Consider the following 20,468-nt stretch of genomic DNA (forward strand, 5'->3'; position numbering starts at 1 on the left):
ACAATTCTCCACATACCCGCGCGCGTCCGATGCGCATCATGTCGGGCAATGCCGATAACGCGAAAACGGGGGCGCGATGGGGTACTTCGGGTGGAAAATGTCGGTTGCGGGAGCAATCATGTTCACATTGAGTGGATGTACGAACCTGGCCGGCGTGCTGTATTGCGGCAACTCGCAGTTCAACTTTCCGGACTACCACTGCTTTGAGTCGTACAGGTAGGAACAGGCGCGACGCCTGAATGCCGTCGTGCCCGTGCCCCGTGCGGTTTTCCGCTTGCCGTCACGGCTTGCCGTTACGCGACGACCGGCAACACCTCGACTGCATAGCGATGCGTGAGACTGCGCCCGAGCACCGGATCGTGCAGTTCCATTTCGAACGCATCGCCGTCGCCCATTGCCGCGATCGCGCCATGTACGGCGACCGTCCCGCCATACATCGCGCAGCACGCGGGCATCGTGCGGCGACCGTCGAACCGCTGCCACAGCACGTCGGGCGCGAGCAGGCCGCTGACCGGGCCGTGCTGGTACGCCGTCCGCTCGCCGTCGCGCGCGATCAGCCACGAGCGCATCTCGAGCGCATCCCAGTGATCGGCGACATCCGCATGACGCCACGCGTCGCGGCCGAGCGGCTTCGCGCACACCTGCTTCGACACGGCCACGCCGTACGCCTCCACTTCGCGATCGGTGTGATCGGAGCCGACCGTGACAAGCGTGCCGGCCGGACTGTCGACCAGCACGCATTCGATCTCGCCGCCCGAGCGCGCGCCGAGCACGCCGATCGACGGTGCCTGCGTAAGCAGCGCGGCCGACACGCGATAGAAGCACGGCGTGGTCGACGGCGGCGCGACGCCGAGCGCCGCGAGTTCGTCGATATGCGCGTGGATCGCGGCCGGGTCGCGTCCGGCCCAGCCGGCGATCACGACGCGCTCGATGTCGACGTCGACGGCGGCCGGCGCGTGTTGCAGGGAAATCACGTTGAACGACAGGGTTGGCATGCGGCTATCCGTTTGAAGTGCGAAGGAATGATTCGGCCGGCGGCGATGCTTAGCCCTCGAGCGGCCGGTGCGCGGTCTCGCGCGCGGCGACGAGCGCGATCGACGTGACGACGAGCGCGGCGGTGACGTACAGCGACACGGCCGTCGTCGTGCCCGTTTGCCGGAACAACGCGGCGATCACGAGCGGCGCGAAGCCGCCGCCGACGATGCCGGCGAGCGTGTACGCAAGCGACGAGCCCGCATAGCGCACGCGCGTCGGGAATTGCTCGGTCACGAACGCGCCCTGCGGGCCATACATCACCGCATGGATCACGAGGCCGATCGCGACGGCCGCGACGATCGCCGCGGGGCGCGCCGAATCGAGCAGCGCGAAGAACACGAACGCCCATACGATGCCGGCCATTGCGCCGGCGAGATACACGGGCCGACGGCCGAAACGGTCCGACAGCGCACCGAAGAACGGCACCGCGAGCGCGTTGCAGGCCGTGCCGATCATCACGGCCGTCAGCGCGACGGGGCGCGACAGGTGCAGCACGGTCGTCACGTAGGTCAGCGTGAATACGACGATCAGCGCGTACAGCACGTCCGAGCCGATTCGCGAGCCGCCCGCGATCAGCAGGCGCTTCCAGTGGTACTTCAGCACGTCGGCGACGGGCACTTCGGCGGTCGCGTGCGATTCGGCGAGTTGCTCGAACTGCGGCGTTTCGTCGACGCCGCGCCGTACCCAGAAGCCGAACACGACGAGCAGCGCGCTGGCCGCGAACGGCACGCGCCAGCCCCACGACAGGAAGTTGTCCGAGGTGGTCGACAGCGTGACGAGCGCGATGCAGCCGGTGCCGAGCAGCGTGCCGAACGACGGGCCGATCTGCGTCCACGACGCGGACAGCCCGCGCCGCTTCTGGTCGCCATGCTCGACCGACAGCAGTACCGCGCCGGCCCATTCGCCGCCGAGCGCGACGCCTTGCACGAAACGCAGCGCGACGAGCAGGATCGGGCTCAGGATGCCGGCCTGCGCGTAGGTCGGCAGCGCGCCCATCAACGCGGTCGTCACGCCCATCAGCACGAGCGTAAGCATCAGCACCGCGCGGCGGCCGATGCGGTCGCCGAGGTTGCCGAACACGAAGCCGCCGAGCGGGCGTGACACGTAGCCGACCGCATAGGTCGAGAACGCGAGGATCGTGCCGGCCAGCGGATCGACCGACGGGAAGAACAGATGGTTGAAAACGAGCGCGGCGAGCGTGTTGTAGATCGTGAAGTCGTACCACTCGAGCGACGTGCCGATCATGCTCGCGGTCGCGAGTCGGCTGTTGCGGACACGGCGGGGCGCGTGGGCGGCGGGCTGGGCGAGCGTGTTCATGGTATTGGGCAGATCGTGACGGGTGACGGGATGAAGCGTGGGGCCGGTGTTGGCGTCGGCGTCGGGCGTTTCAGGCAGACAGCGCGGCAGCGGCGGCCGGTTCCGTTTCGGCGTCGCGGCGCCGGGCAGGCAGCGGCGAAGCGGCGCGCCACAGCAGGCCGAAGGTGCGCACGTCGTCGTGTCCGGCGAGCGAGGCGGCCACGCGGCGCGTGGCCGCTGCGTCGCTGCCTTCGATCAGCACCAGTGCATCGGCGGCCGGGCAGGCGGCCGCGGCGGCGCCGATCGGCGCGGACAGGTCCGGCGACGTGCGGAAGAGTCGCGCGGCGTGGATGCCCGGTTCTTGCAGGGCCGTGTCGAAGCGCTCGCGCAGGCGGGGCACATCGATGCGGTCGGGCGGCAGCACGAACAGCGCGAGATGCGCGCCTTCGCCGTCGCCGGCCTCGATCGTCAGCTCGCCGACACGCCGCTGCGTACCCGTCATGCGCGCGAAGTTCGCGAGCGACCATGCGGTCTGCTGCGTGAACGCCCGCCGGTACGCGTCGCCGCGGAACACGTCGAGCGAATCCGTCACGTACAGCGCGAGGTATCGGCGCGGGCCGCCGTCGGTCGCGCGAAACCGCCGCGCATGCGTGAAGCCGGGAATCGCGACACGCTCCTGCATGTGCTCGCGGTCGTACCACGCGTTGAAATCGGCCTCGTGCGCGGGGTCGATATCCGTCCAGACGCAAAGCTGGCCGTGCGGAAGGGAAAAGCGGGTCATCGCGGGGTTCCTCGTGACGGGGATGTCAGGAACCTCAGTGTCCCGAAGACCAGCCGCGCCAGTCCAACAAGAAAACAAATTCGCGGTGAACAGGTTTTCTTATGAGCGGCGCGGGCGGCGTTTGGCGGTGGGCGCGGCAGGCGACGCGGCTTTCGTCGTGCGCTTCGCTTTCGCCGGGGGGCGCGTCGTTGTCGCGGTCGCGTTGCGGGTGGGCATTGAGTCGGCGGCCGTTGCGTCGACGCGATCGGCGGCCCCCGTCGCACGCGCCACTTCGCTCGCGAGTTCCGCGATGCGCGCGGCCACCGGCAGCCCCTGGCTGCGGTACGTCGCGACGAGCGGCAGCGCCGGGAATTCGGGCTCGACGTCGAGCAGTTCGAGCGTGCCTTCGTGCAGCTCGCGCCCGATGATGGCAGGCGGCAGCGCGGCCACGCCGAAGCCGTCGGCGACGAGGCGGATCATCGCGGCGACCGACGTGATGCAGTTGATGCTGGCCGGCCGTTCGACGGCGGCGAACAGCCGCTCGATCGTCGCGTGCGGCCCCGAATGGCGCGAGAAGCTGATGATCGGAAACCCGGCCAGGCGCGCGACGTCCAGCGGCTGGCCGCCGAGCCCGAGGCGCGGGCTCGCGGCCCAGCGCACCGGGAATTCGCACAGCGGCAGGTTCGTGAAGTCCGGCCCCGGCACCGGATCGGTCTGCAGGATCAGGTCGACGCCGTCGGTGCTGAGCAGGCGCGTCAGATGCAGCGTCGTGTCGCTGGTGATCTCGACGTCGAGGCGCGGGTAGCGTTCGCGCAGTTGCGCCATCAGCGCGGGAAACCAGCTGTGCACGATCGATTCGATCACGCCGATCCGGATCAGGCCCGCATCGCTCGCCGCGTCGATGTCGCGCCGCATTTCTCCGTCGAGCCGCACGATCCGCTCCGCGTAGGCCAGCATGCGCCGGCCCGCGGGCGTGAGCGTGGCCGAGCGCGTGTTGCGGTCGAACAGGCGCACGTCGAACGCTTCCTCGAGCGATGCGATGCGGCTCGACACGGCGGCCTGCGTGGTGTGCAGTTTCTCGGCCGTGAGCCGGAAGTTTTCCAGCTTCGCGAGCCAGACGAAGGTTTCCAGAAACCGGATGTTCATCGCGTTCCGAACGGTGAGGCGGTGCCGCGCCCGGGCGGCGGATCGGGACGATGTTAGCGGATTCGGCAGCGGGCGGGCACGCGCGACGCCTTCTTGTGGGCGTCAAAGCCGGTCGAACGCGAGCGTCGGCACGTCGACGGCCATCGCGCCGCCGTCCGCGACGAGCGTCGCGCCGGTCACGAACGAGGCGTCCGGCGACACCAGGAACGCGCAGACGGCCGCGATCTCGTCGGGACCGGCCGCGCGCCGCAGCGGCACGTCGGCGCTCACGCGTGTGTACGCATCGTTGAGCGAATCGCCGTGCGCGGCCATCAGCGGTGCCATTTCCGCATCGGCCATCGGCGTGCGGACCCAGCCCGGGCAGACGGCGTTCGCCCGCACGCCGTGCGGGCCGTAGTCGCGTGCGAGCGATCGCGCCAGCCCGAGCAGCGCGTGCTTGCCGACCGTGTAGCCGCATACGCCGGGCCCGGCCGCGAGCGCGGCGATCGACGCGACCAGCACGATATTGCCGCGCTGCGCGATCAGGTCGGGCAGGCACGCACGCGCGCTGACGAATGCGGTGTCGAGGTTCGCGTGCATCGCGTCGCGCCATTGCGCGTCGTCGGTTTCGTCCGCGCGGCCGACGCCGTGGCCGCCCGCGCAGGCGACGAGCGCGTCGACGCGGCCGAAGCGTTCGGCGATGCGCGGCAGGAAGCCGGCCCAGTCGGCTGCGCTGGCGGCGTCGCCGGCAAGCGCGAGGCCGCCCGTTTCGGCCGCGAGTGCAGCGAGCGGCGCCGGGCGGCGCCCGATCAGCACGACGCGGTCGCCGCGACGGGCGAAGCGGCGCGCGCACGCAGCGCCGATGCCCGTGCCTGCGCCGGTGATCGCGATCGTGCGGGGTGGCGGGTGCGTCATGTCGTTCTTCGGAAAGGGGTGTTCCGGCCACTTTAGGCGGCGCCGGCGCGCGCCGGTATCCGCCGAAAGGATGAACGCGGGCCGTCCGGATGGCCAAGCGCGGCGGCCGGGGCCCATTTTGCAAAGGCTGACGATGTCCGGCGCCGAATCGCTCTATCCTCCACATTTTTGCGATAAGCCACGAAAGCCCGGCAAAATAGCGTGGGCGGGCGCGCAGCGGCGCGCGGCGCGTCGGCCGTCCGATTCCGTCGTACGAATGGTGCGACCCGCAAGGGCGCGGCCGGCGAAGGCGCGGCCGGCAAATGCGCGGCAGGCGGGATCGGCGCGAGCGGACATCCGATGCGCAAGCATCGCGTCCGCCGACGGATCGTGTCGCCACGGCGTATCGCCCGGTCGCGCGTTGGCGCGGGCGGACCATCGACAAGAACAGGGAGGGGCCGGCAATGAGGCTGGACGACGAAAGAGAAAGCATGAACGTCGAGGATCGCCGTGGCGCCGGCGGTTTCGGCGGCGGGCGCGGCGCGACGATCGGCATCGGCACGATCGTGGTCGCGCTGGCCGCATCGTATTTCTTCGGGATCGACCCGCGCGTCGTGCTCGAGGGCGCGTCGGCGCTGCAGGGCCGCCAGCAGCAGGCGCAACCCGCGCCGACTCAGCACCAGGGTGCGCCGGCGAACGATCCCGGCGCGGTGTTCACGCGCAAGGTGCTCGGCAATATCGAACGCACGTGGACGGGCGTGTTCAACACGCAGCTGCACGCGCAGTACGAACCGCCGAAGCTCGTGATGTTCACGAACTCGACGCCGACCGCGTGCGGCACCGGCCAGACCGCGATGGGGCCGTTCTACTGCCCGGGCGACCGCAACGTGTACATCGATCTCGGCTTCTACGACGAGCTGCGCAAGCGTTTCGGCGCGGGCGGCGATTTCGCGCAGGCCTACGTGATCGCGCACGAAGTCGGCCATCACGTGCAGAACCTGCTCGGCATCGCCGACAAGGTCGATGCCGCGCGCCGGCGCTCGAGCCAGGCGCGCGCGAATGCGCTGTCGGTGCGGATGGAGCTGCAGGCCGACTGCTTCGCCGGCGTGTGGGCGAACAACGCGCAGCGCGCGAACCAGCGGCTGATGGAGCCCGGCGATTTCGAGCAGGGGCTGAAGGCCGCTGCCGCGATCGGCGACGACCGTCTGCAGCAGCAAGGGCAGGGCTACGTCGTACCCGAAAGCTTCACGCACGGCACCAGCGAACAGCGCGTGTACTGGCTGCGGCGCGGGATGGAGTCGGGCGAGGTGAGCGCCTGCGACACGTTCGCCGCGAACGCCCGCTGAAACAAGGCGCGCGCACCGTCGCGCGCCGATATCGTCTCGGCTGAACCGGCCACTGGCCGCTGGCCGGCCCGGGACGATTTGCCGATTTGTGCTCACCGGCGCTTTTTCGGCGCCGGTAGGCTGGCCCGGACGTCGACATTCGTTGTCGTCCATCCGCCAGCCGATTTCCGATGCCGACCTCATTCGTTTCCGCCGACCACGCCGCCGCCGACTGGCGACGCACGCTGCGCGCGTGCGTGGACGCGTTCGACGCATTCGCGAGCCCGTCGGCGATCGTGTTCTATCGGCTCGACCACAGCGGCGAGCCGGCCGATTTCGAGCTGTTCGGGATGCCGGAATCGATGCATCGCACCTATGTCGCCCGCTACCGGATGCTCGATCCGCTGCATCCGTCGCGCTGCGCGTCGGGCGAATGCGCGGTCGTCACGCTCGCATCCCAACTGCCTGACGAAAGACGCGCCGCGTCCGCGTACTGGACCCGGTTTCTGCGGCGGCACGACGTGGCCGACGTCGTCGAGATCTGGCTGCGCGACGCGGGCCGCACGGTCGGCGCGTTCTCGCTGCTGCGCTTCGGCATGGGCGACGCGAACGGCAACGGCACGGCAGGACGGTTCGCACCCGGCGAGATCGACGCGCTCGCGCGGCTGCAACCTGTCGCCGAAGCCGCGCTGAGCCCGCTGCTGCGCGTGCGGCGCGGAATCCACCGGATCGGTTGCGAGGAACGGCTGACCTACCGCGAGGAGCAGATCGCACGGCTCGTGCGCGACGGCCGCTCGAACAAGGAGATCGCGCGCGATCTCGCGCTCGCGCAACCGACGATCAAGACCCACCTGATGCGCATGTACCGCAAGCTCGGCGTGTCGAATCGCACGGAGCTGGTCGGCGCATTGTTCCTGTAATCGCGCTGCCGGCCGGCCCGCGAGATCGTGCAATTCGATGCGCGATCGTCTTGCCGATGACGCGCTGCCAATTTGCGCTCACCGGGCGCGATCCCTCGTCGATACAGTGGTCCGACGCCCGCGTGCCTTACCGGCACGCGGCCCAGCCACGACAATCAACGAGACGCCCATGAGCAACACGAACTTCGTCGCCGTCAGCGACACCGTGCGCACCTTCGTCGCGCGCGATTTCGGCCTCTTCGTCGACGGCGCCATGCAGCCCGCGCATGCGGCGGCACGCCTCGACGTGTACAACCCGGCCACGGGCGAGCGGCTCGCCACCGTCGCGGACGCCGACGCACACGACGTCGACCGCGCGGTCGCCAGCGCGAAACACGCGTTCGACGCGCGCGTGTGGAGCGGGCTGCGGCCGGCCGAGCGCGAGCGCATCCTGCTGAAACTCGCGGACCTGATCGAAGCCGACGCCGAAACGCTCGCGCAGCTCGAAACGCTGAACCAGGGCAAGTCGATTCACGTGTCGCGCGCGATCGAGGTCGGCGCGAGCGTCGAATATGTGCGCTACATGGCCGGCTGGGCGACCAAGATCACCGGCCAGACGCTCGACGTGTCGATTCCGTTCCCGCCCGGCGCGCGCTATACGGCCTATACGCGCAAGGAGCCGGTCGGCGTGGTCGCCGCGATCGTGCCGTGGAATTTCCCGCTGATGATCGCGGTGTGGAAGCTGATTCCGGCGCTCGCGGCCGGCTGCACGATCGTGCTGAAGCCGTCGCCGGAAACGCCGCTCACCGCGCTGCGCTTGGCCGAGCTCGCACGCGAAGCCGGCGTGCCGCCCGGCGTGTTCAACGTCGTCACGGGCGGGCGCGTTTGCGGCGCGGCGCTCGCGAGCCACCCGTCGATCGCGAAGATCTCGTTCACCGGCTCGACCGCGACCGGCAAGCTGGTCGGCGCGGCGGCCGTGCAGAACATGACGCGCTTCTCGCTGGAGCTCGGCGGCAAGAACCCCATCGTGATGCTCGACGACGTCGACGTCGCGCAGGCGCTCGACGGCGTCGCCGCCGGCGCGTTCTTCAACCAGGGGCAAGTGTGCGCGGCCGCGTCGCGCCTCTATGTGCATCGCAGCAAGTTCGCGCAACTGGCCGACGGCCTCGCCGGCGTCGCGCAGGCGATGAAGCTCGGCGCTGGCCTTGACACCACCGCACAGATCAACCCGCTCGTATCCGCTCACCATCGCGACAAGGTCGTCCAGCACATCGAAGGCGCGCGCCGCGCGGGCCTCACGTTCCTCGCGGGCGGCACGCCGGCCGACGATCTGCCCGGCTACTACGTGAAGCCGGCCGTGATCGCCGATCCGCATCCGGACAGCGCGATCGTGCGCGACGAGGTGTTCGGCCCGGTGATCGTCGTCGTGCCGTTCGACGACGCGGCCGACGCGATACGCCTCGCGAACGCGTCGCCGTACGGCCTCGCCGCGAGCATCTGGAGCAACGACCTGAAGCGCGTGATGAATCTCGTGCCGCGAATCGAGGCCGGCACCGTGTGGGTGAACTGCCATATCCCGCTCGATCCGTCGATGCCGTTCGGCGGCTACAAGCAATCGGGCATCGGCCGCGAATTCGGGCAGTACGCGATCGAAGGCTTCACCGAAACCAAATCCGTGTGCATCGCGCACTGACGCGCGGGCCGATCCGACCACCGCAAAAACCGCAAAAACCGCAACAACCGATCCGAAAGTGGAGACTGCAATGAGCTACAACGAAGCGAAGTTCTGGCACCCGATGCTGCACCCGAACGAAATGAAACAGCGCAAGCCGATCCGCATCGTGCGCGGCGACGGCTGTTACGTGTTCGACGAACAGGGGCGCAAGCTCGTCGACGGCGTCGCGGGTCTGTGGAACGTGAACGTCGGCCACAACCGCCAGGAAGTGAAGGACGCGATCGTGCGCCAGCTCGACGAGCTCGAATACTTCCAGCTGTTCGACGGCATCTCGCATCCGCGCGCCGAGGAGCTGTCGAAGAAGGTGATCGACATGCTCGAACCGGAAGGGATGCGCCGCGTGCTGTACAGCTCGGGCGGCTCCGATTCGATCGAGACCGCGCTGAAGATCGCGCGCCAGTACTGGAAGGTGCGCGGCCAGGCCGATCGCACGAAGTTCATCTCGCTGAAGCAGGGTTATCACGGCACGCATTTCGGTGGCGCGTCGGTGAACGGCAACACGGTGTTCCGCCGCAACTACGAGCCGAATTTGCCCGGCTGCTTCCACGTCGAGACGCCGTGGCTGTACCGCAATCCGTTTACGCAGGACCCGGAGGAACTCGGCAGGATCTGCGCGGAAATGCTGGCGCGCGAGATCGAGTTCCAGAGCCCGGACACCATCGCCGCGTTCATCGCGGAGCCGATCCAGGGCGCGGGCGGCGTGATCGTGCCGCCGGCCAACTACTGGCCGCTCGTGCGCGAGGTGTGCGACCGCTACGGCGTGCTGCTGATCGCCGACGAAGTCGTGACGGGCTTCGGCCGCAGCGGCAGTATGTTCGGCAGCCGCGGGTGGGGCGTGCGCCCGGACATCATGTGTCTCGCGAAGGGGATTTCGTCGGGCTACGTGCCGCTCGGCGCGACGGTCGTGAACGCGCGGATCGAGGACGCGTTCGCCGCGAACGCCGATTTCGGCGGCGCGATCATGCACGGCTACACGTACGCCGGCCACCCGGTCGCGTGCGCGGCCGCGATCGCGAGCCTCGACATCGTCGTGAAGGAGGATCTGCCGGCGAATGCGGCGAAGCAGGGCGCGTATCTGCTCGAGGCGCTGCGGCCGTTCGCGGAACGCTTCGCGGCGGTCGGCGAGGTGCGCGGCAAGGGGCTGATGCTCGCGCTCGACCTCGTCGCGAACAAAGACACGCGCGAGCCGATCGATCCGCTGTCCGGCTACGCGAACGCGGTCGCGGAAGTCGCGCGCGAGAACGGCGTGCTGGTGCGTCCGGTCGGCACGAAGATCATCCTGTCGCCGCCGCTCGTGATCCAGCGCGAACAGCTCGACCGGATCGTCGACGCGCTCGCGGCCGGCTTCGAGGCCGTGCCGTTCGCATGACGGCGTGACCGGCAAACCCGCGGCGGAGGGTAAACGCCATCGCGGGTTTGCCGATTTGCGCTATGACCGGATTATTTTGCCTGCGTATTTTTTCGACATCGGATCACGCCGTGATCGACAGGGGCCCGGGGCATCGACGCGCTGACGCACCGCCCGGGGCCGACCGCAAAGCATCTGGCCCCGGCCGCTGACGAAGCGCCGGTTCGGGCCAACCCACGAAGGAGACAACGATGTCGGGATGGTCGGGAATGACCGGCGCCGCGGGCGATACGTCCGCCGGCTCGCCGGCTGAAGCAGGCGGCGGCGCCGCATTGAAGGCCGGCGCGGTCGGTTTCCCGACCGCGCTGGCGAGCGTGGTCGGCCTCATCATGGCGAGCCCGGTGATCCTCACCGCGACGTCGGGCTTCGGGATGGGCGGCTGGGCGTTCGCGGTCGCGATGATCGTCGCGTTCGTGATGATGCAGGCGCAGGCCACGACCTTCTCCGAAGCCGCCGCGATGCTGCCGACGGCCGGCTCGGTTTACGATTACCTGTCGTGCGGGCTCGGCCGCTTCTGGGCGATCACCGGCACGATTTCCGCGTATTTCCTCGTGCACGTGTTCGCCGGCACCGCGGAGACGATCCTGAGCGGCATCATGGCGCTCGTGAACTTCGAATCGCTGAACGCCGCGTTCGAGAAGCACAATAGTTCGTGGCTCGTCGGCGTCGGCCTCGTGGTCACGTTCGCGATCACCAACATCATCGGCATCAAGGTGTTCAGCAAGCTCGAGATCGTGCTGACGGCCGGCATGTGGCTGTCGCTGATGATCTTCGGGATTCTCGGGCTCGCGGCCGCGCCGGCCGTGCATCTGGACGGCTGGTTCGGCGGCTCGGAAGTCGGTACGTCGATCTCGTCCGTGCTGTCGCTCGTCGGGATGGCGATGTTCATGTTCGTCGGCTGCGAGTTCGTCACGCCGCTCGCGCCGGAAATGAAGGCGCCGGGGCGCACGATTCCGCGCGCGATGGCGCTCGGCCTCGTCGGCGTCGCGATCTGCATGTTCCTGTACGGCGCGGCGATCCGCCGCCAGGTCGCGAACGTGCCGGTGAGCCCCGACGGCCTCACGCATCTGCTCGACACGCCGGGCGCGATCCCCGCGTTCGCGCTGCAGGTGCTCGGGCCGTTCGGGCGGATCTGGTTCGGCATCGCGTTCCTGTGCGCGGGCGCCGCGACGATCAACACGCTGATGGCCGGGCTGCCGCGCATCCTGTACGGGATGGCGATCGACGGCGCGCTGCCGCGCTGCTTCGCGTACCTGCATCCGCGCTTCAAGACGCCGGTGGTCGGCATCGTCGCGTCGGCGATCGTGCCGATCGTTCATGCGTGGCTGATCAACGGCAACCTCGACAGCATCCTCCACCTCGTGCTCGCCGCCACCTGCGCGTGGGGCACCGCGTACCTGCTCGTCACCGCGTCGGTCGTGATGCTGCGCATCCGCCGGCCTGACTTGCCGCGCCCGTACCGCTCGCCGCTGTTCCCGCTGCCGCAGATCGTGTCGAGCGTCGGCATCGTGCTCGCGATCTGGTACATCACGCCGCCCGGCATGAACCCGCGCGACATCTACGTGCCGTTCGGCGCGATGCTCGGGCTCACCGCGCTGTATGCGCTGTTCTGGACGCTCGTCGTGCAGCGCCGGCATCCGTTCAGGCCGGTGCCGGTCGAGGACGTGCTGCGCAACGAGCACGTCGCGTCGTGAAGGCCGCGCTTGGCTCGCGGCGTGCGGCGCTCGATGCGCCGCCGCCCGGCCATCGGCCCGGCGCGATCGCCGCGCGCGTGCTCGCCGACCTGCGGGCCGTGCGCGACGCCGACGCGGTCGGTGGCGTCGGCGGCGTCTCGGCACGGCTGCCGAACGGCGTGCGCGTGGGCATCGACGAGCGCGTCGAGCGCCAGTTCCTGATGCATACGGTCAGCGTGACGGTGACGGCCGCCGCCGACGGCCCGGCCGCGCAGGGCAGCGCATGCGTGCGGCAGACCGGCTGGCTGCGCCGTACGGGTATCGAAGCCGTGCCCGCGCCCGGATGCGACCCCGTCTTCATCGACACGCTGGCCGCGCTGCTTGCCGGGCCGTCGCTGGCCGACGCGCTGCGCGGGCTGCACCTGACCGACTGCGCGATCGCCGCGCGCGATGGCCGCTGGACGCTCGCGATCGTGCCGTTCGGCGGTAGCGAGGTCGTGAACCGGATGCCGTCGTTTCGCCGCTATGTCAGGCTGATCGACGAGCAGGCCGCCGCGCTGTCGGCGGCCTGTCTTGCGTTCGAAGCCGCACTGCGCGGGATTTTGCGAGGGTAAGCTGTGGCGATGCGTGCCGCGTGAACCCGGCGGTCGCATCGAGAAATCAGGGTTTTACCGGAGGTGCCGATGCTGTTCCAGTCACGCTCACACGAAGACGTGCACGATCACGGGCTCGCGATCGCGGGCTGGCATCAGGTGTACCGTCAGATGACGCCGGGCCGTTTCAAGGGCACCGTCACGCAGGTGCTGTACGACGATTTCCACTTCTTCCGGGAAACGACCAACCGGCGCGTCGCGCAAACCGGGCTCGCGCCGGCCGGGCGCACGTCGCTCGCGGTGCCGTTGTCCGTGCCGCTCGCGGGCACGTTCCAGGGCCAGCCGGTCGACGGCTATGCGCTGCTCGCGCTGCGCGCCGGCGAGGATTTCGAATTCCACACGCCGGAAGGGATGGGGCTCGTCGGGATCAGCGCGGCGTCCGACATGGTCGACGAGCTGTGCGAGGCCGAATTCGGCGCGGCCGGCGCGCGCCGGCTGCGGCACGTGACGCGGCTGTCCGACGCGCAGGGCGTCGCGCTCGGCGTGCGGCTGTCGTCGCTGATCGACGACGCGCAGCGCAATCCGGGCTGCCTCGAATACGCGGCCACCCGCAAGATGTTTCGCGACGCGATGCTCGGCATGTTCCTCGACGCGCTCGAACAGGGGATCGGCGTCGAGCGCCGCGACATCACGCACGCCACCTACAGCGACATCGTGAGCCGCTGCGAGAAGCATCTGCGCGACCGGCCCGAGGAACCCGTCACCGTGCTCGAACTCTGCCGCGCGCTGCGTTGCAGCCGTCGTACGCTGCAAACGAGCTTCCAGCGCGTGGCCGACGTCACGCCGGTCGGCTACCTGCGCACGATCCGGCTGAATGCGGTGCGTCGCCTGCTGCGCACGACGTCGGTGCGGCAACTCGGCGTCGGCGAAGCCGCCGCGAGCTGGGGCTTCACGCATCTCGGCTATTTCGCGCGCGAGTATCGCGACCTGTTCGGCGAGCTGCCGTCGCAAACCTTGCGCCCCGAATGATCTGCCCGCGCCGCGACGGTGCCGCCGTGTATCGCTCGTCCCCATCACCATTTGCTGATTTGGGATAGAGGTCCGGAATTTTCGCTGGATAAAGTCCTGCCACACATATCGACAACACCATCGATTCGCACTGCGTATCGATGATCACGGAGGGGCGGGACATGAAGAACGGACGACGACTGGCCGCAGCCGCGGCCATGCTGGGTTGCGCGCATGCGGCGCACGCGCAGACTTCGGGGAGCGTGACGCTGTACGGCACCGTGGACACCGGCATCATCTATTCGACGAACCAGCAGTTCACGCGCGCCGACGGCAGCACGGGCGGCGGCCATGCATGGCAGATGGGCGGCGGCAACCTCGTGCCGTCCCGCTTCGGCTTCCAGGGCGCCGAGCCGCTCGGCGGCGGCCTGAATGCGGTGTTCACGCTCGAGCAGCAGTTCCTGTCGGCGAGCGGGCAGGCGCTGCAGGGCGGCACCGCGTTCAGCCGGCAGGCGTGGGTCGGGCTGCGCCACGATTCGATCGGCACGCTCGGCCTCGGCCGCCAATACGATTCGTACACGGACATGCTCGGCGCGTACGTGTCGAGCAACAACTGGGCGACGCCGTATGGCTCGCACCTCGGCGACGTCGACAACCTGAATGCCGCGTTCAACTTCAACAACGCGGTGAAGTTCACCAGCGCCGATTTCAACGGCCTCACGTTCGGCGGCACGTTCAGCTTCGGCGGCCAGGCCGGCGATTTTTCCGCGAAGCGTGGCTATGCGGTGGCCGCGACGTACACGCGCTCGCCGGTGGCCTTCTCGGTCGGCTACCTCGACCTGCACCAGCCGCTCGACGCGGCGCTCGGCGGCGCGAGCGGCTATATCGGCGATTTCGCGTGCGGCAACCCGGGCGCGATGTATTGCCTGCTGCAGGATGCGGGCTCGATGCGCGCGTTCGGCGCGGGCGGGTCGGTCACGCTCGGCGCGGCGACGCTCGCGCTGACCTATACGCATACGCGGCTCGGCGAGAGCCGCTATTTCTCGACCGCCGCGCAGCCGCGCACGCAGGCGTTCACGTTCGACATCGGCGAGCTGAACGTCACGTACATGTTCACGCCGGCGCTGCAAGGCGGCGTTGCGTACATTTTCAATGCCGCGCATACGGACGGGCGCGGCACGACGCGATTCCACCAGGTGAACGTCGGCACGAACTACAGCCTGTCGAAGCGCACCGCGCTGTATGCGGTCGCGATCGGCCAGATCGTGAGCGGCACGGGGCTCGGCACCGATGCGGATGGCAACGCGGCGAACTATGCGCAGATTCCGGTGCTCGCGAACAGCAATTCGAGCCGGCAACTGGCGGTGATGGCCGGGATTCGTGTGAACTTTTGACGCTGAATGCGGCTGGCGGCGGCACGTCGGTCGCATGCCGCCGTGCTGCCTCCACGCGTATGGTCCTGCGCCGGTCGAGTGATGGAAAGCGATGCTTGAAAAAAGCCGTCCGTATGCTTAACTGAACGGGCCCGGCTGGACGGAATGCGGGCGTCAGGTTGCCCGGCTTTGCGGATTGCCACAATACCTTCACGGTCTGCGTGAACAATGGCGACGCTTCATGCGACCCGACGTGTCGCCGGCGTTGCACACGTGTGCAACGCATGACCGTTCCGCTCCATACGCCGATCGAGAGAGACCTCATGACCTTGCTGAGCCGCCTGCGCGCGCTGTCCGCCGCCCTTGCGCTGTCCTTCGCCGCCACGCACGCCGTGGCCGCCGATCTCGTCATCGCAGGCCGCGACGACATCTACGGCAAGGGGCTGGCCGATGCCGTCGCCGGCTTCACCAAGCTGCATCCGGGCACCGACGTCGAGCTGCTCAAGCTACCGAACGCGAACCTGTACCAGAAGCTCAAGCTGTCGATGCGCGAAGGCACCGGCGCGTACGACCTCGTGATGATGGACGACACGTGGGCGCCCGAATTCATCGGCAACGGCTGGCTGAAGCCGCTGCCCGCGTCGCTCGCGGACGCCGATCTCGTGCCGTCCGCCGTCGCGCTCGGCCGCAACGCGGCGGGCGCGCTGTACGCGCTGCCGATCGTCGGCAACGTCGAGATGTTCGCGTACCGCAAGGATCTGCTCGCGAAGTACAAGCTGCAACCGCCGCGCAACTGGGACGACGTGCTGAAGATCGCACAGACCGTCGGCGGCGCGGACAAGAGCGTGTCGGGCGTCGTGTTCCGCGGCACGAAGGGCAACCCGGTCGTCACGGGCTTTCTGCCGATCCTGTGGGCGTACGGCGGCGACGTGTTCGACCGGGCCGGCAACGTGACGATCGATTCCCGCGAAGCGCAGGCCGCGCTGAAGACTTTCCTCGCGCTGAAGGCATTCGCGCCGAAGGACGTCGACGTGTACGGCGCGGCCGAAGTGCGCGACGCATTGCAGCGCGGCACGGCCGCGCAGTCGATCGAGGTATGGCCGGCATGGGTGCCGGCCCTCGACGATCCGAAGCAGTCGCGCGTGGTCGGGCAGATCGCGCTGCAGCCGCCGCCGGGGCAGACCGCGGGCCCGGCGCCGATGCTCGGCATCTGGCAGATGGGCATTCCGAAGGACGCGCCGCACGTGAAGCTCGCGCAGGACTTCCTCGCCTACCTGAGCGCGCGCGATACGCAGACGCGCCTCGCCGGCATCGGCATTCCGCCGACCCGCCGCAGCGTGTTCAACGATCCGGCGCTGGTGCGCCAGTACCGCTGGTATCCCGATCAACTGAAGGCGCTCGAGGCCGGCCGTGCGCGGCCGCGCGTGACGGACTGGCAGCAGGTGGAGAGCATTCTCGGCGACCAGTTGCAGCTCGCGCTGACGGGGCAGGCCGCGCCCGACGCCGCGCTGCGCCAGGCGCAGCAGAAGATCGCGCAGGCGACGGCTGCGGCCGCGGCTGGCAAGTGACCGCGCGCGTCAACGTCAATCCGTCGGCCGGAGGTCGCGCATGAAAGCGTCCGGCCGCGGCCTGCCGTTCGTCGCGCTGCTCGGGCCCGCGCTGCTGGTGCTCGCCGCGCTCGCGCTGTATCCGGTCGCGCAGGTGCTGATCGACTCGTTCTGCCGGGTCGATTACTCGGCCGGCCGCCGCGCGTTCGTGGGGCTCGCGAACTATCGCGCGGTGCTCGGCGACGACGCATTTACGGCCGGCTTCGGCAACACGCTGCGCTTCACGATCGTCGCGTCGCTGGCCGAAGTGGCGCTCGGCTTCGGCCTCGCGCTGCTGTTCGTGCGCGCGTTCCCTGGCCGGCGCATCGCGCTGCCGCTCGCGATCCTGCCGATGATGCTGTCCACGCTCGTGTGCTCGGCGATCTGGCGCAACTGGCTGAACTTCGACGGCTTCCTGAACGCGCTGCTCGCCGTGTTCGGCGTCGAAGGCGTGCGCTGGCTGTCCGACCCGCATCTCGCGCTGTGGTCGCTCGCGCTCGTCGACGTGTGGCAGTGGACGCCGATGGCGTTCCTGATCGTGCTGGCCGGGCTGCAGTCGATCCCGCAGGAGCTGTACGAAGCCGCGCGCACCGACGGCGCGAGCGAATGGCAGTGCCTGCGCGACATCACGCTGCCGCTCGCGGCGCCGCAGATCGGCCTCGCGTTGCTGCTGCGCTCGATCGACACGTTCAAGCTGTTCGACAAGGTCTATGCGCTGACGGGCGGCGGCCCCGGCAACGCGACGCAGACGCTGTCGACCTACATCTACGACACGGGCTTCCGCTTCTTTAACGTCGGGCCGGCGAGCGCCGCGTCGGTGCTGATGCTTGCGGCGTCCGCGCTGCTGGTCTCGGGGTACGTATGGCAGACGGTTCGCAAGCGGCGCGCATGACGACGCGATCGGCGGGTATCCCGCGCGCACGAGCGAGCGCTGCATTCGGTCACGCGATGCCGTGGGCGCTGCGCGTCGTCGCGCTCGCGCTGTTGCTGCTGCCGTGCCTGTGGATGGCCGGCGCGGCCTTCATGCCGACGCTCGAACGCCTCGATCATCCGTTGCGGATCTGGCCGGCCGCGCCGACCGTCGCGCATTTTGCGTCGGTGTGGGCGAACGGCATCGGCGCGCCGCTGTTCAATTCGCTGCTGGTCGGCTTCGGCACGACGCTACTCGCGCTGGCGCTCGCGTTTCCGGCTGCATACGCGCTCGTGCGGCTGCGGTTTCCGGCGCGGCTCGACCTGCTGTTCCTGGTGCTCGTGCTGGCGTTGAAGCTGATGCCGCCGATCACGATCGCGGTGCCGCTGTTCGCGCTCGCGAAGCGGCTGCACCTGCTCGATTCGACGCTCGGCCTGATGCTCGCGTACCAGATCTACGCGTTGCCGATGGCAATCTGGATGCTGCTCGCGTTCGTGCGCGACGTCCCGATCGAATACGAGGAAGCGGCGTGCATCGATGGCGCGGGGCTCGCGCGGCGGCTCGTGCAGATCGTGCTGCCGCTGTGCGCACCGGGGCTGATCGCGACCGCGATCTTCGTGTTCATCGCGGCGTGGAACGAATTCCTGATCGCGCTGCTGTTCGTGTCGACGCCAAGCCGCTTCACGCTGCCGCTCGCAATTGCCGGCTATGTGACGGAGAACGGCATCGACTGGGGCGACCTGATGAGCGCGGGATTGATGGCGTCGCTGCCGACGCTGGCCGTGGCCGGCTACGTGCAGCGCTACCTGTTGCGCGGGTTCGCGGGTGGGCTGAAGTGACGCGCGGCGTGGCCGCGCCCGGTCTCACGTCGTCATGCGCAGCTATCGCGCACCACCGGCGTGACCGGCACGACCCGCGTGCGCGACGGGCCGTCGAACGCCTGCATCCGGTCGGCGAGCAGGTCGATCGCCGCATGCGCGAGGCCGCGCGTGTCCTGCCGCAGCGTTGTCAGCCGATACGCATCGTATTCGGCGGCGGGGATATCGTCGAAGCCGATCACGCGCAGGTCGTCCGGCACGCGCAAGCCGAATTCGCGGCGCGCGGCGTCGATCACACCGAGCGCGAGCAGGTCGGACGAGCAGAACACGCCGTCGGGCCGCTCGGCGGTCGCGAACAGGTGCCGCGCGGCGTCGATCCCGCTGGCATGGGTGTCGGACGGCGTGTCGAGCACGCGTACGAGCGTCGCGTCGAACGCGCCGAACGCGTTGCGTGGCCCGAGCGCCTGCTCGAACGCCGCGGCGCGCGAGCGCGCGCTGTAGCTCGTGCCGCGCGGCCCGACGAACGCGAGCCGGCGCGCGCCGGCCCGCACGAGCCGCTGCGCGGCGTGGGCGGCGCCCGCCGCGTTGTCGCTGACGACCACATCCGCGCCCGGCAGGTTCGCTTCGCGGTTGATCATCACGACCGGAATCCGGTGTTCGAGATATTGCCGCGCGACCGACAGCGGCGGCGACGCGGACGTCATCACGAGGCCCGCGATGCGGTAGCTGAGCAGTTGTTCGAGCGATTGCCGGATCTGGCGCGGATCTTCCGCATTGGTCACGAGCGGCGTGAGCGCGCGCTGCCCGAGCGCGGCCATCAGGTCCGACAGCAGCCGCGCGCGGAACGGGTTCTCGAACCCGGCCGTCACGACGCCGATCATGCTGCTGCGCTGCGTGATCATGTCGCGCGCGATCAGGTTGACCTGGTAGCCCAGCGCGCGCGCGGCGACCATCACGCGCTCGCGCGTTTGCGGCGCAATGCTTGCCGTCGGCGAGAACGCGCGCGACACTGCCGAGCGCGAGACGCCGGCCCGCGCCGCGACATCCGACGCCGTGACCCACGGTTTTCTTTCCTTGTCATTCATCGATTCATGATTCCTTCGCGCCACGATACGGGCATGCCGCCTGCCGACTGGATGTCCGCGCTCGACGACGCGCGGCCGCTGCATACGCTGACCCTACCGGGCAGCCATGACACCTGTGCGTATACGGTCGACGATTCGCTGGTGCGCACGCAGCGGGCGCCGCTCGATGCGCAGCTCGCGCATGGCGTGCGGCTGCTCGACATTCGCTGCCGGCATGTGCGCGATGCGTTCGACATCCATCACGGCGGCATCGCGCTCGGCATGACGTTCGACGACGTGCTGGCCACCTGTACGCGCTTTCTCGATGCGCATCCGCGCGAATGCATCGTGATGTCGGTGAAGGACGAGTGGCCGGCGCAGGCGTGCACGCGCGGTTTCGATGCGACGTTCGACGCGCATCGCGCGCGGCATCCGCGATTGCGCTGGCATGCCGGCGGCACGCTGCCTGCGCTCGGCGACGTGCGCGGCGCGGTCGTGCTGTTGCGGCGCTTTCGCAGCGGCCGGCCGCTCGGCATCGACCTGACCGCGTGGCCTGACAACGCGACGTTTACGATCGATCATCCGGACGGCGCGTTCGTGATCCAGGACGAATATCGCGTGCCGGTGGCAGCATCGATCGCGTGGAAGTGGCGTGCGATCGACGCGCTGCTGACGCATCTGCCGCTGCCGGACAGCGGCCGCTGGGCGATCAGTTTCTGCAGCGGTACGGGGATGGGCGCGAATCCGTCGGTGGTCGCACACGGCGATGGCCGCGTGCAGGGCATTCATGCGCGACTGGCCGAGCGCTTGCGCGAGCAGCCCGGCCCGTACGGCGCGATGCTGCTCGATTTCTGCGATGACGACGACTGGGCGCTCGTGCGTGCGCTGATCGAATGCAATGACTACATGCCGGAACGGGGCGCCTGGCGCAAGGCGTTTCGCTGTTAGTGGGTGGAGCGCCGCCGC

At 69.2% G+C, this 20,468-nt stretch carries 18 protein-coding genes; 12 read left to right on the forward strand and 6 right to left on the reverse strand.

All coding sequences use genetic code 11. The annotated features are described in order from the left end of the window. Positions 1-293: 293 nt before the first annotated feature. From C5F75_RS19895 to C5F75_RS19915, 5 genes are all read right to left on the reverse strand, one after another. Positions 294-995, reverse strand: coding sequence for a DUF2848 domain-containing protein (locus tag C5F75_RS19895; protein WP_059584797.1), 702 nt, complete (start codon positions 993-995; stop codon positions 294-296). A 49-nt stretch (positions 996-1,044) separates the two neighbouring features. Next, positions 1,045-2,364, reverse strand: coding sequence for an MFS transporter (locus C5F75_RS19900; protein ID WP_104012640.1), 1,320 nt, complete (start codon positions 2,362-2,364; stop codon positions 1,045-1,047). Positions 2,365-2,422: 58 nt separating this feature from the next. Next, a complete protein-coding gene (locus C5F75_RS19905; protein WP_099317643.1) occupies positions 2,423-3,112 on the reverse strand; it encodes a DUF4286 family protein in 690 nt (229 codons plus the stop codon). Between the two features lie 99 nt (positions 3,113-3,211). Then, positions 3,212-4,237, reverse strand: a complete 1,026-nt coding sequence (locus tag C5F75_RS19910; protein ID WP_060310686.1) for a LysR family transcriptional regulator — start codon at positions 4,235-4,237, stop codon at positions 3,212-3,214. 102 nt (positions 4,238-4,339) lie between these two features. Beyond that, positions 4,340-5,131 carry an SDR family NAD(P)-dependent oxidoreductase gene (locus tag C5F75_RS19915; protein ID WP_104012641.1) on the reverse strand — a complete coding sequence of 264 codons (792 nt, stop codon included), beginning with the start codon at positions 5,129-5,131 and terminating at the stop codon, positions 4,340-4,342. Between the two features lie 443 nt (positions 5,132-5,574). Between C5F75_RS19915 and ypfJ the strand changes: the two genes are divergently transcribed. From ypfJ to C5F75_RS19970, 11 genes are all read left to right on the forward strand, one after another. After that, positions 5,575-6,456 carry a KPN_02809 family neutral zinc metallopeptidase gene (gene ypfJ, locus C5F75_RS19920; protein ID WP_104012642.1) on the forward strand — a complete coding sequence of 294 codons (882 nt, stop codon included), beginning with the start codon at positions 5,575-5,577 and terminating at the stop codon, positions 6,454-6,456. Between the two features lie 170 nt (positions 6,457-6,626). Further along, positions 6,627-7,355, forward strand: a complete 729-nt coding sequence (locus C5F75_RS19925; protein WP_104012643.1) for a helix-turn-helix transcriptional regulator — start codon at positions 6,627-6,629, stop codon at positions 7,353-7,355. A gap of 169 nt (positions 7,356-7,524) precedes the next feature. Beyond that, entirely contained in the window at positions 7,525-9,027 is a 1,503-nt protein-coding gene (locus C5F75_RS19930) for an aldehyde dehydrogenase family protein (RefSeq protein ID WP_104012644.1), read from the forward strand. 70 nt (positions 9,028-9,097) lie between these two features. Continuing rightward, positions 9,098-10,438: an aspartate aminotransferase family protein gene (locus C5F75_RS19935; RefSeq protein WP_059584811.1), complete on the forward strand. Its 1,341-nt coding sequence runs from the start codon at positions 9,098-9,100 to the stop codon at positions 10,436-10,438. Positions 10,439-10,668: 230 nt separating this feature from the next. Continuing rightward, on the forward strand, positions 10,669-12,171 hold the full coding sequence (locus C5F75_RS19940) for an APC family permease (protein WP_104012645.1): 1,503 nt from the start codon (positions 10,669-10,671) through the stop codon (positions 12,169-12,171). Then, positions 12,168-12,764 carry a DUF3156 family protein gene (locus tag C5F75_RS19945; protein WP_059584815.1) on the forward strand — a complete coding sequence of 199 codons (597 nt, stop codon included), beginning with the start codon at positions 12,168-12,170 and terminating at the stop codon, positions 12,762-12,764. Before C5F75_RS19940 ends, C5F75_RS19945 begins: the two co-directional genes overlap by 4 nt. 69 nt (positions 12,765-12,833) lie before the next feature. Next, entirely contained in the window at positions 12,834-13,772 is a 939-nt protein-coding gene (locus C5F75_RS19950) for a helix-turn-helix domain-containing protein (RefSeq protein ID WP_059584816.1), read from the forward strand. A 161-nt stretch (positions 13,773-13,933) separates the two neighbouring features. Continuing rightward, entirely contained in the window at positions 13,934-15,145 is a 1,212-nt protein-coding gene (locus C5F75_RS19955; protein WP_099317924.1) for a porin, read from the forward strand. 302 nt (positions 15,146-15,447) lie between these two features. Then, positions 15,448-16,692 (forward strand): ABC transporter substrate-binding protein, encoded by a 1,245-nt coding sequence (locus tag C5F75_RS19960; RefSeq protein ID WP_099317640.1) that lies wholly within the window; start codon positions 15,448-15,450, stop codon positions 16,690-16,692. Between the two features lie 40 nt (positions 16,693-16,732). Further along, positions 16,733-17,602 carry a carbohydrate ABC transporter permease gene (locus tag C5F75_RS19965; protein ID WP_099317639.1) on the forward strand — a complete coding sequence of 290 codons (870 nt, stop codon included), beginning with the start codon at positions 16,733-16,735 and terminating at the stop codon, positions 17,600-17,602. Then, the gene (locus tag C5F75_RS19970; protein WP_099317638.1) at positions 17,599-18,459 is read left to right on the forward strand and encodes a carbohydrate ABC transporter permease; all 861 of its coding nucleotides are present in this window, start codon (positions 17,599-17,601) and stop codon (positions 18,457-18,459) included. The genes C5F75_RS19965 and C5F75_RS19970 overlap by 4 nt, the downstream gene beginning before the upstream one ends. A 32-nt stretch (positions 18,460-18,491) precedes the next feature. Here C5F75_RS19970 and C5F75_RS19975 read toward each other — a convergent pair whose 3' ends face one another. Then, on the reverse strand, positions 18,492-19,523 hold the full coding sequence (locus tag C5F75_RS19975) for a LacI family DNA-binding transcriptional regulator (protein ID WP_099317637.1): 1,032 nt from the start codon (positions 19,521-19,523) through the stop codon (positions 18,492-18,494). A gap of 6 nt (positions 19,524-19,529) precedes the next feature. On the opposite strand from C5F75_RS19975, the gene C5F75_RS19980 reads away from it, so the two are divergent. Beyond that, complete coding sequence (locus C5F75_RS19980; RefSeq protein ID WP_155634560.1) at positions 19,530-20,450, forward strand: phosphatidylinositol-specific phospholipase C; 921 nt, start codon at positions 19,530-19,532, stop codon at positions 20,448-20,450. Positions 20,451-20,468: the final 18 nt, after the last annotated feature.

The organism is Burkholderia anthinoferrum (assembly GCF_002925705.1).
In the GTDB taxonomy this organism is placed as follows: Bacteria; Pseudomonadota; Gammaproteobacteria; order Burkholderiales; family Burkholderiaceae; genus Burkholderia; species Burkholderia semiarida.

Excerpts from the sequence above, each read along its gene's own strand:
- C5F75_RS19895 (WP_059584797.1), bottom strand. The coding sequence starts at position 995 with ATGCCAACCCTGTCGTTCAACGTGATTTCCCTGCAACACGCGCCGGCC.
- C5F75_RS19905 (WP_099317643.1), bottom strand. The coding sequence starts at position 3,112 with ATGACCCGCTTTTCCCTTCCGCACGGCCAGCTTTGCGTCTGGACGGAT.
- C5F75_RS19910 (WP_060310686.1), bottom strand. The coding sequence starts at position 4,237 with ATGAACATCCGGTTTCTGGAAACCTTCGTCTGGCTCGCGAAGCTGGAA.
- C5F75_RS19915 (WP_104012641.1), bottom strand. The coding sequence starts at position 5,131 with ATGACGCACCCGCCACCCCGCACGATCGCGATCACCGGCGCAGGCACG.
- ypfJ (WP_104012642.1), top strand. The coding sequence starts at position 5,575 with ATGAGGCTGGACGACGAAAGAGAAAGCATGAACGTCGAGGATCGCCGT.
- C5F75_RS19925 (WP_104012643.1), top strand. The coding sequence starts at position 6,627 with ATGCCGACCTCATTCGTTTCCGCCGACCACGCCGCCGCCGACTGGCGA.
- C5F75_RS19930 (WP_104012644.1), top strand. The coding sequence starts at position 7,525 with ATGAGCAACACGAACTTCGTCGCCGTCAGCGACACCGTGCGCACCTTC.
- C5F75_RS19935 (WP_059584811.1), top strand. The coding sequence starts at position 9,098 with ATGAGCTACAACGAAGCGAAGTTCTGGCACCCGATGCTGCACCCGAAC.
- C5F75_RS19940 (WP_104012645.1), top strand. The coding sequence starts at position 10,669 with ATGTCGGGATGGTCGGGAATGACCGGCGCCGCGGGCGATACGTCCGCC.
- C5F75_RS19950 (WP_059584816.1), top strand. The coding sequence starts at position 12,834 with ATGCTGTTCCAGTCACGCTCACACGAAGACGTGCACGATCACGGGCTC.
- C5F75_RS19955 (WP_099317924.1), top strand. The coding sequence starts at position 13,934 with ATGAAGAACGGACGACGACTGGCCGCAGCCGCGGCCATGCTGGGTTGC.
- C5F75_RS19960 (WP_099317640.1), top strand. The coding sequence starts at position 15,448 with ATGACCTTGCTGAGCCGCCTGCGCGCGCTGTCCGCCGCCCTTGCGCTG.
- C5F75_RS19965 (WP_099317639.1), top strand. The coding sequence starts at position 16,733 with ATGAAAGCGTCCGGCCGCGGCCTGCCGTTCGTCGCGCTGCTCGGGCCC.
- C5F75_RS19970 (WP_099317638.1), top strand. The coding sequence starts at position 17,599 with ATGACGACGCGATCGGCGGGTATCCCGCGCGCACGAGCGAGCGCTGCA.
- C5F75_RS19975 (WP_099317637.1), bottom strand. The coding sequence starts at position 19,523 with ATGAATGACAAGGAAAGAAAACCGTGGGTCACGGCGTCGGATGTCGCG.
- C5F75_RS19980 (WP_155634560.1), top strand. The coding sequence starts at position 19,530 with ATGATTCCTTCGCGCCACGATACGGGCATGCCGCCTGCCGACTGGATG.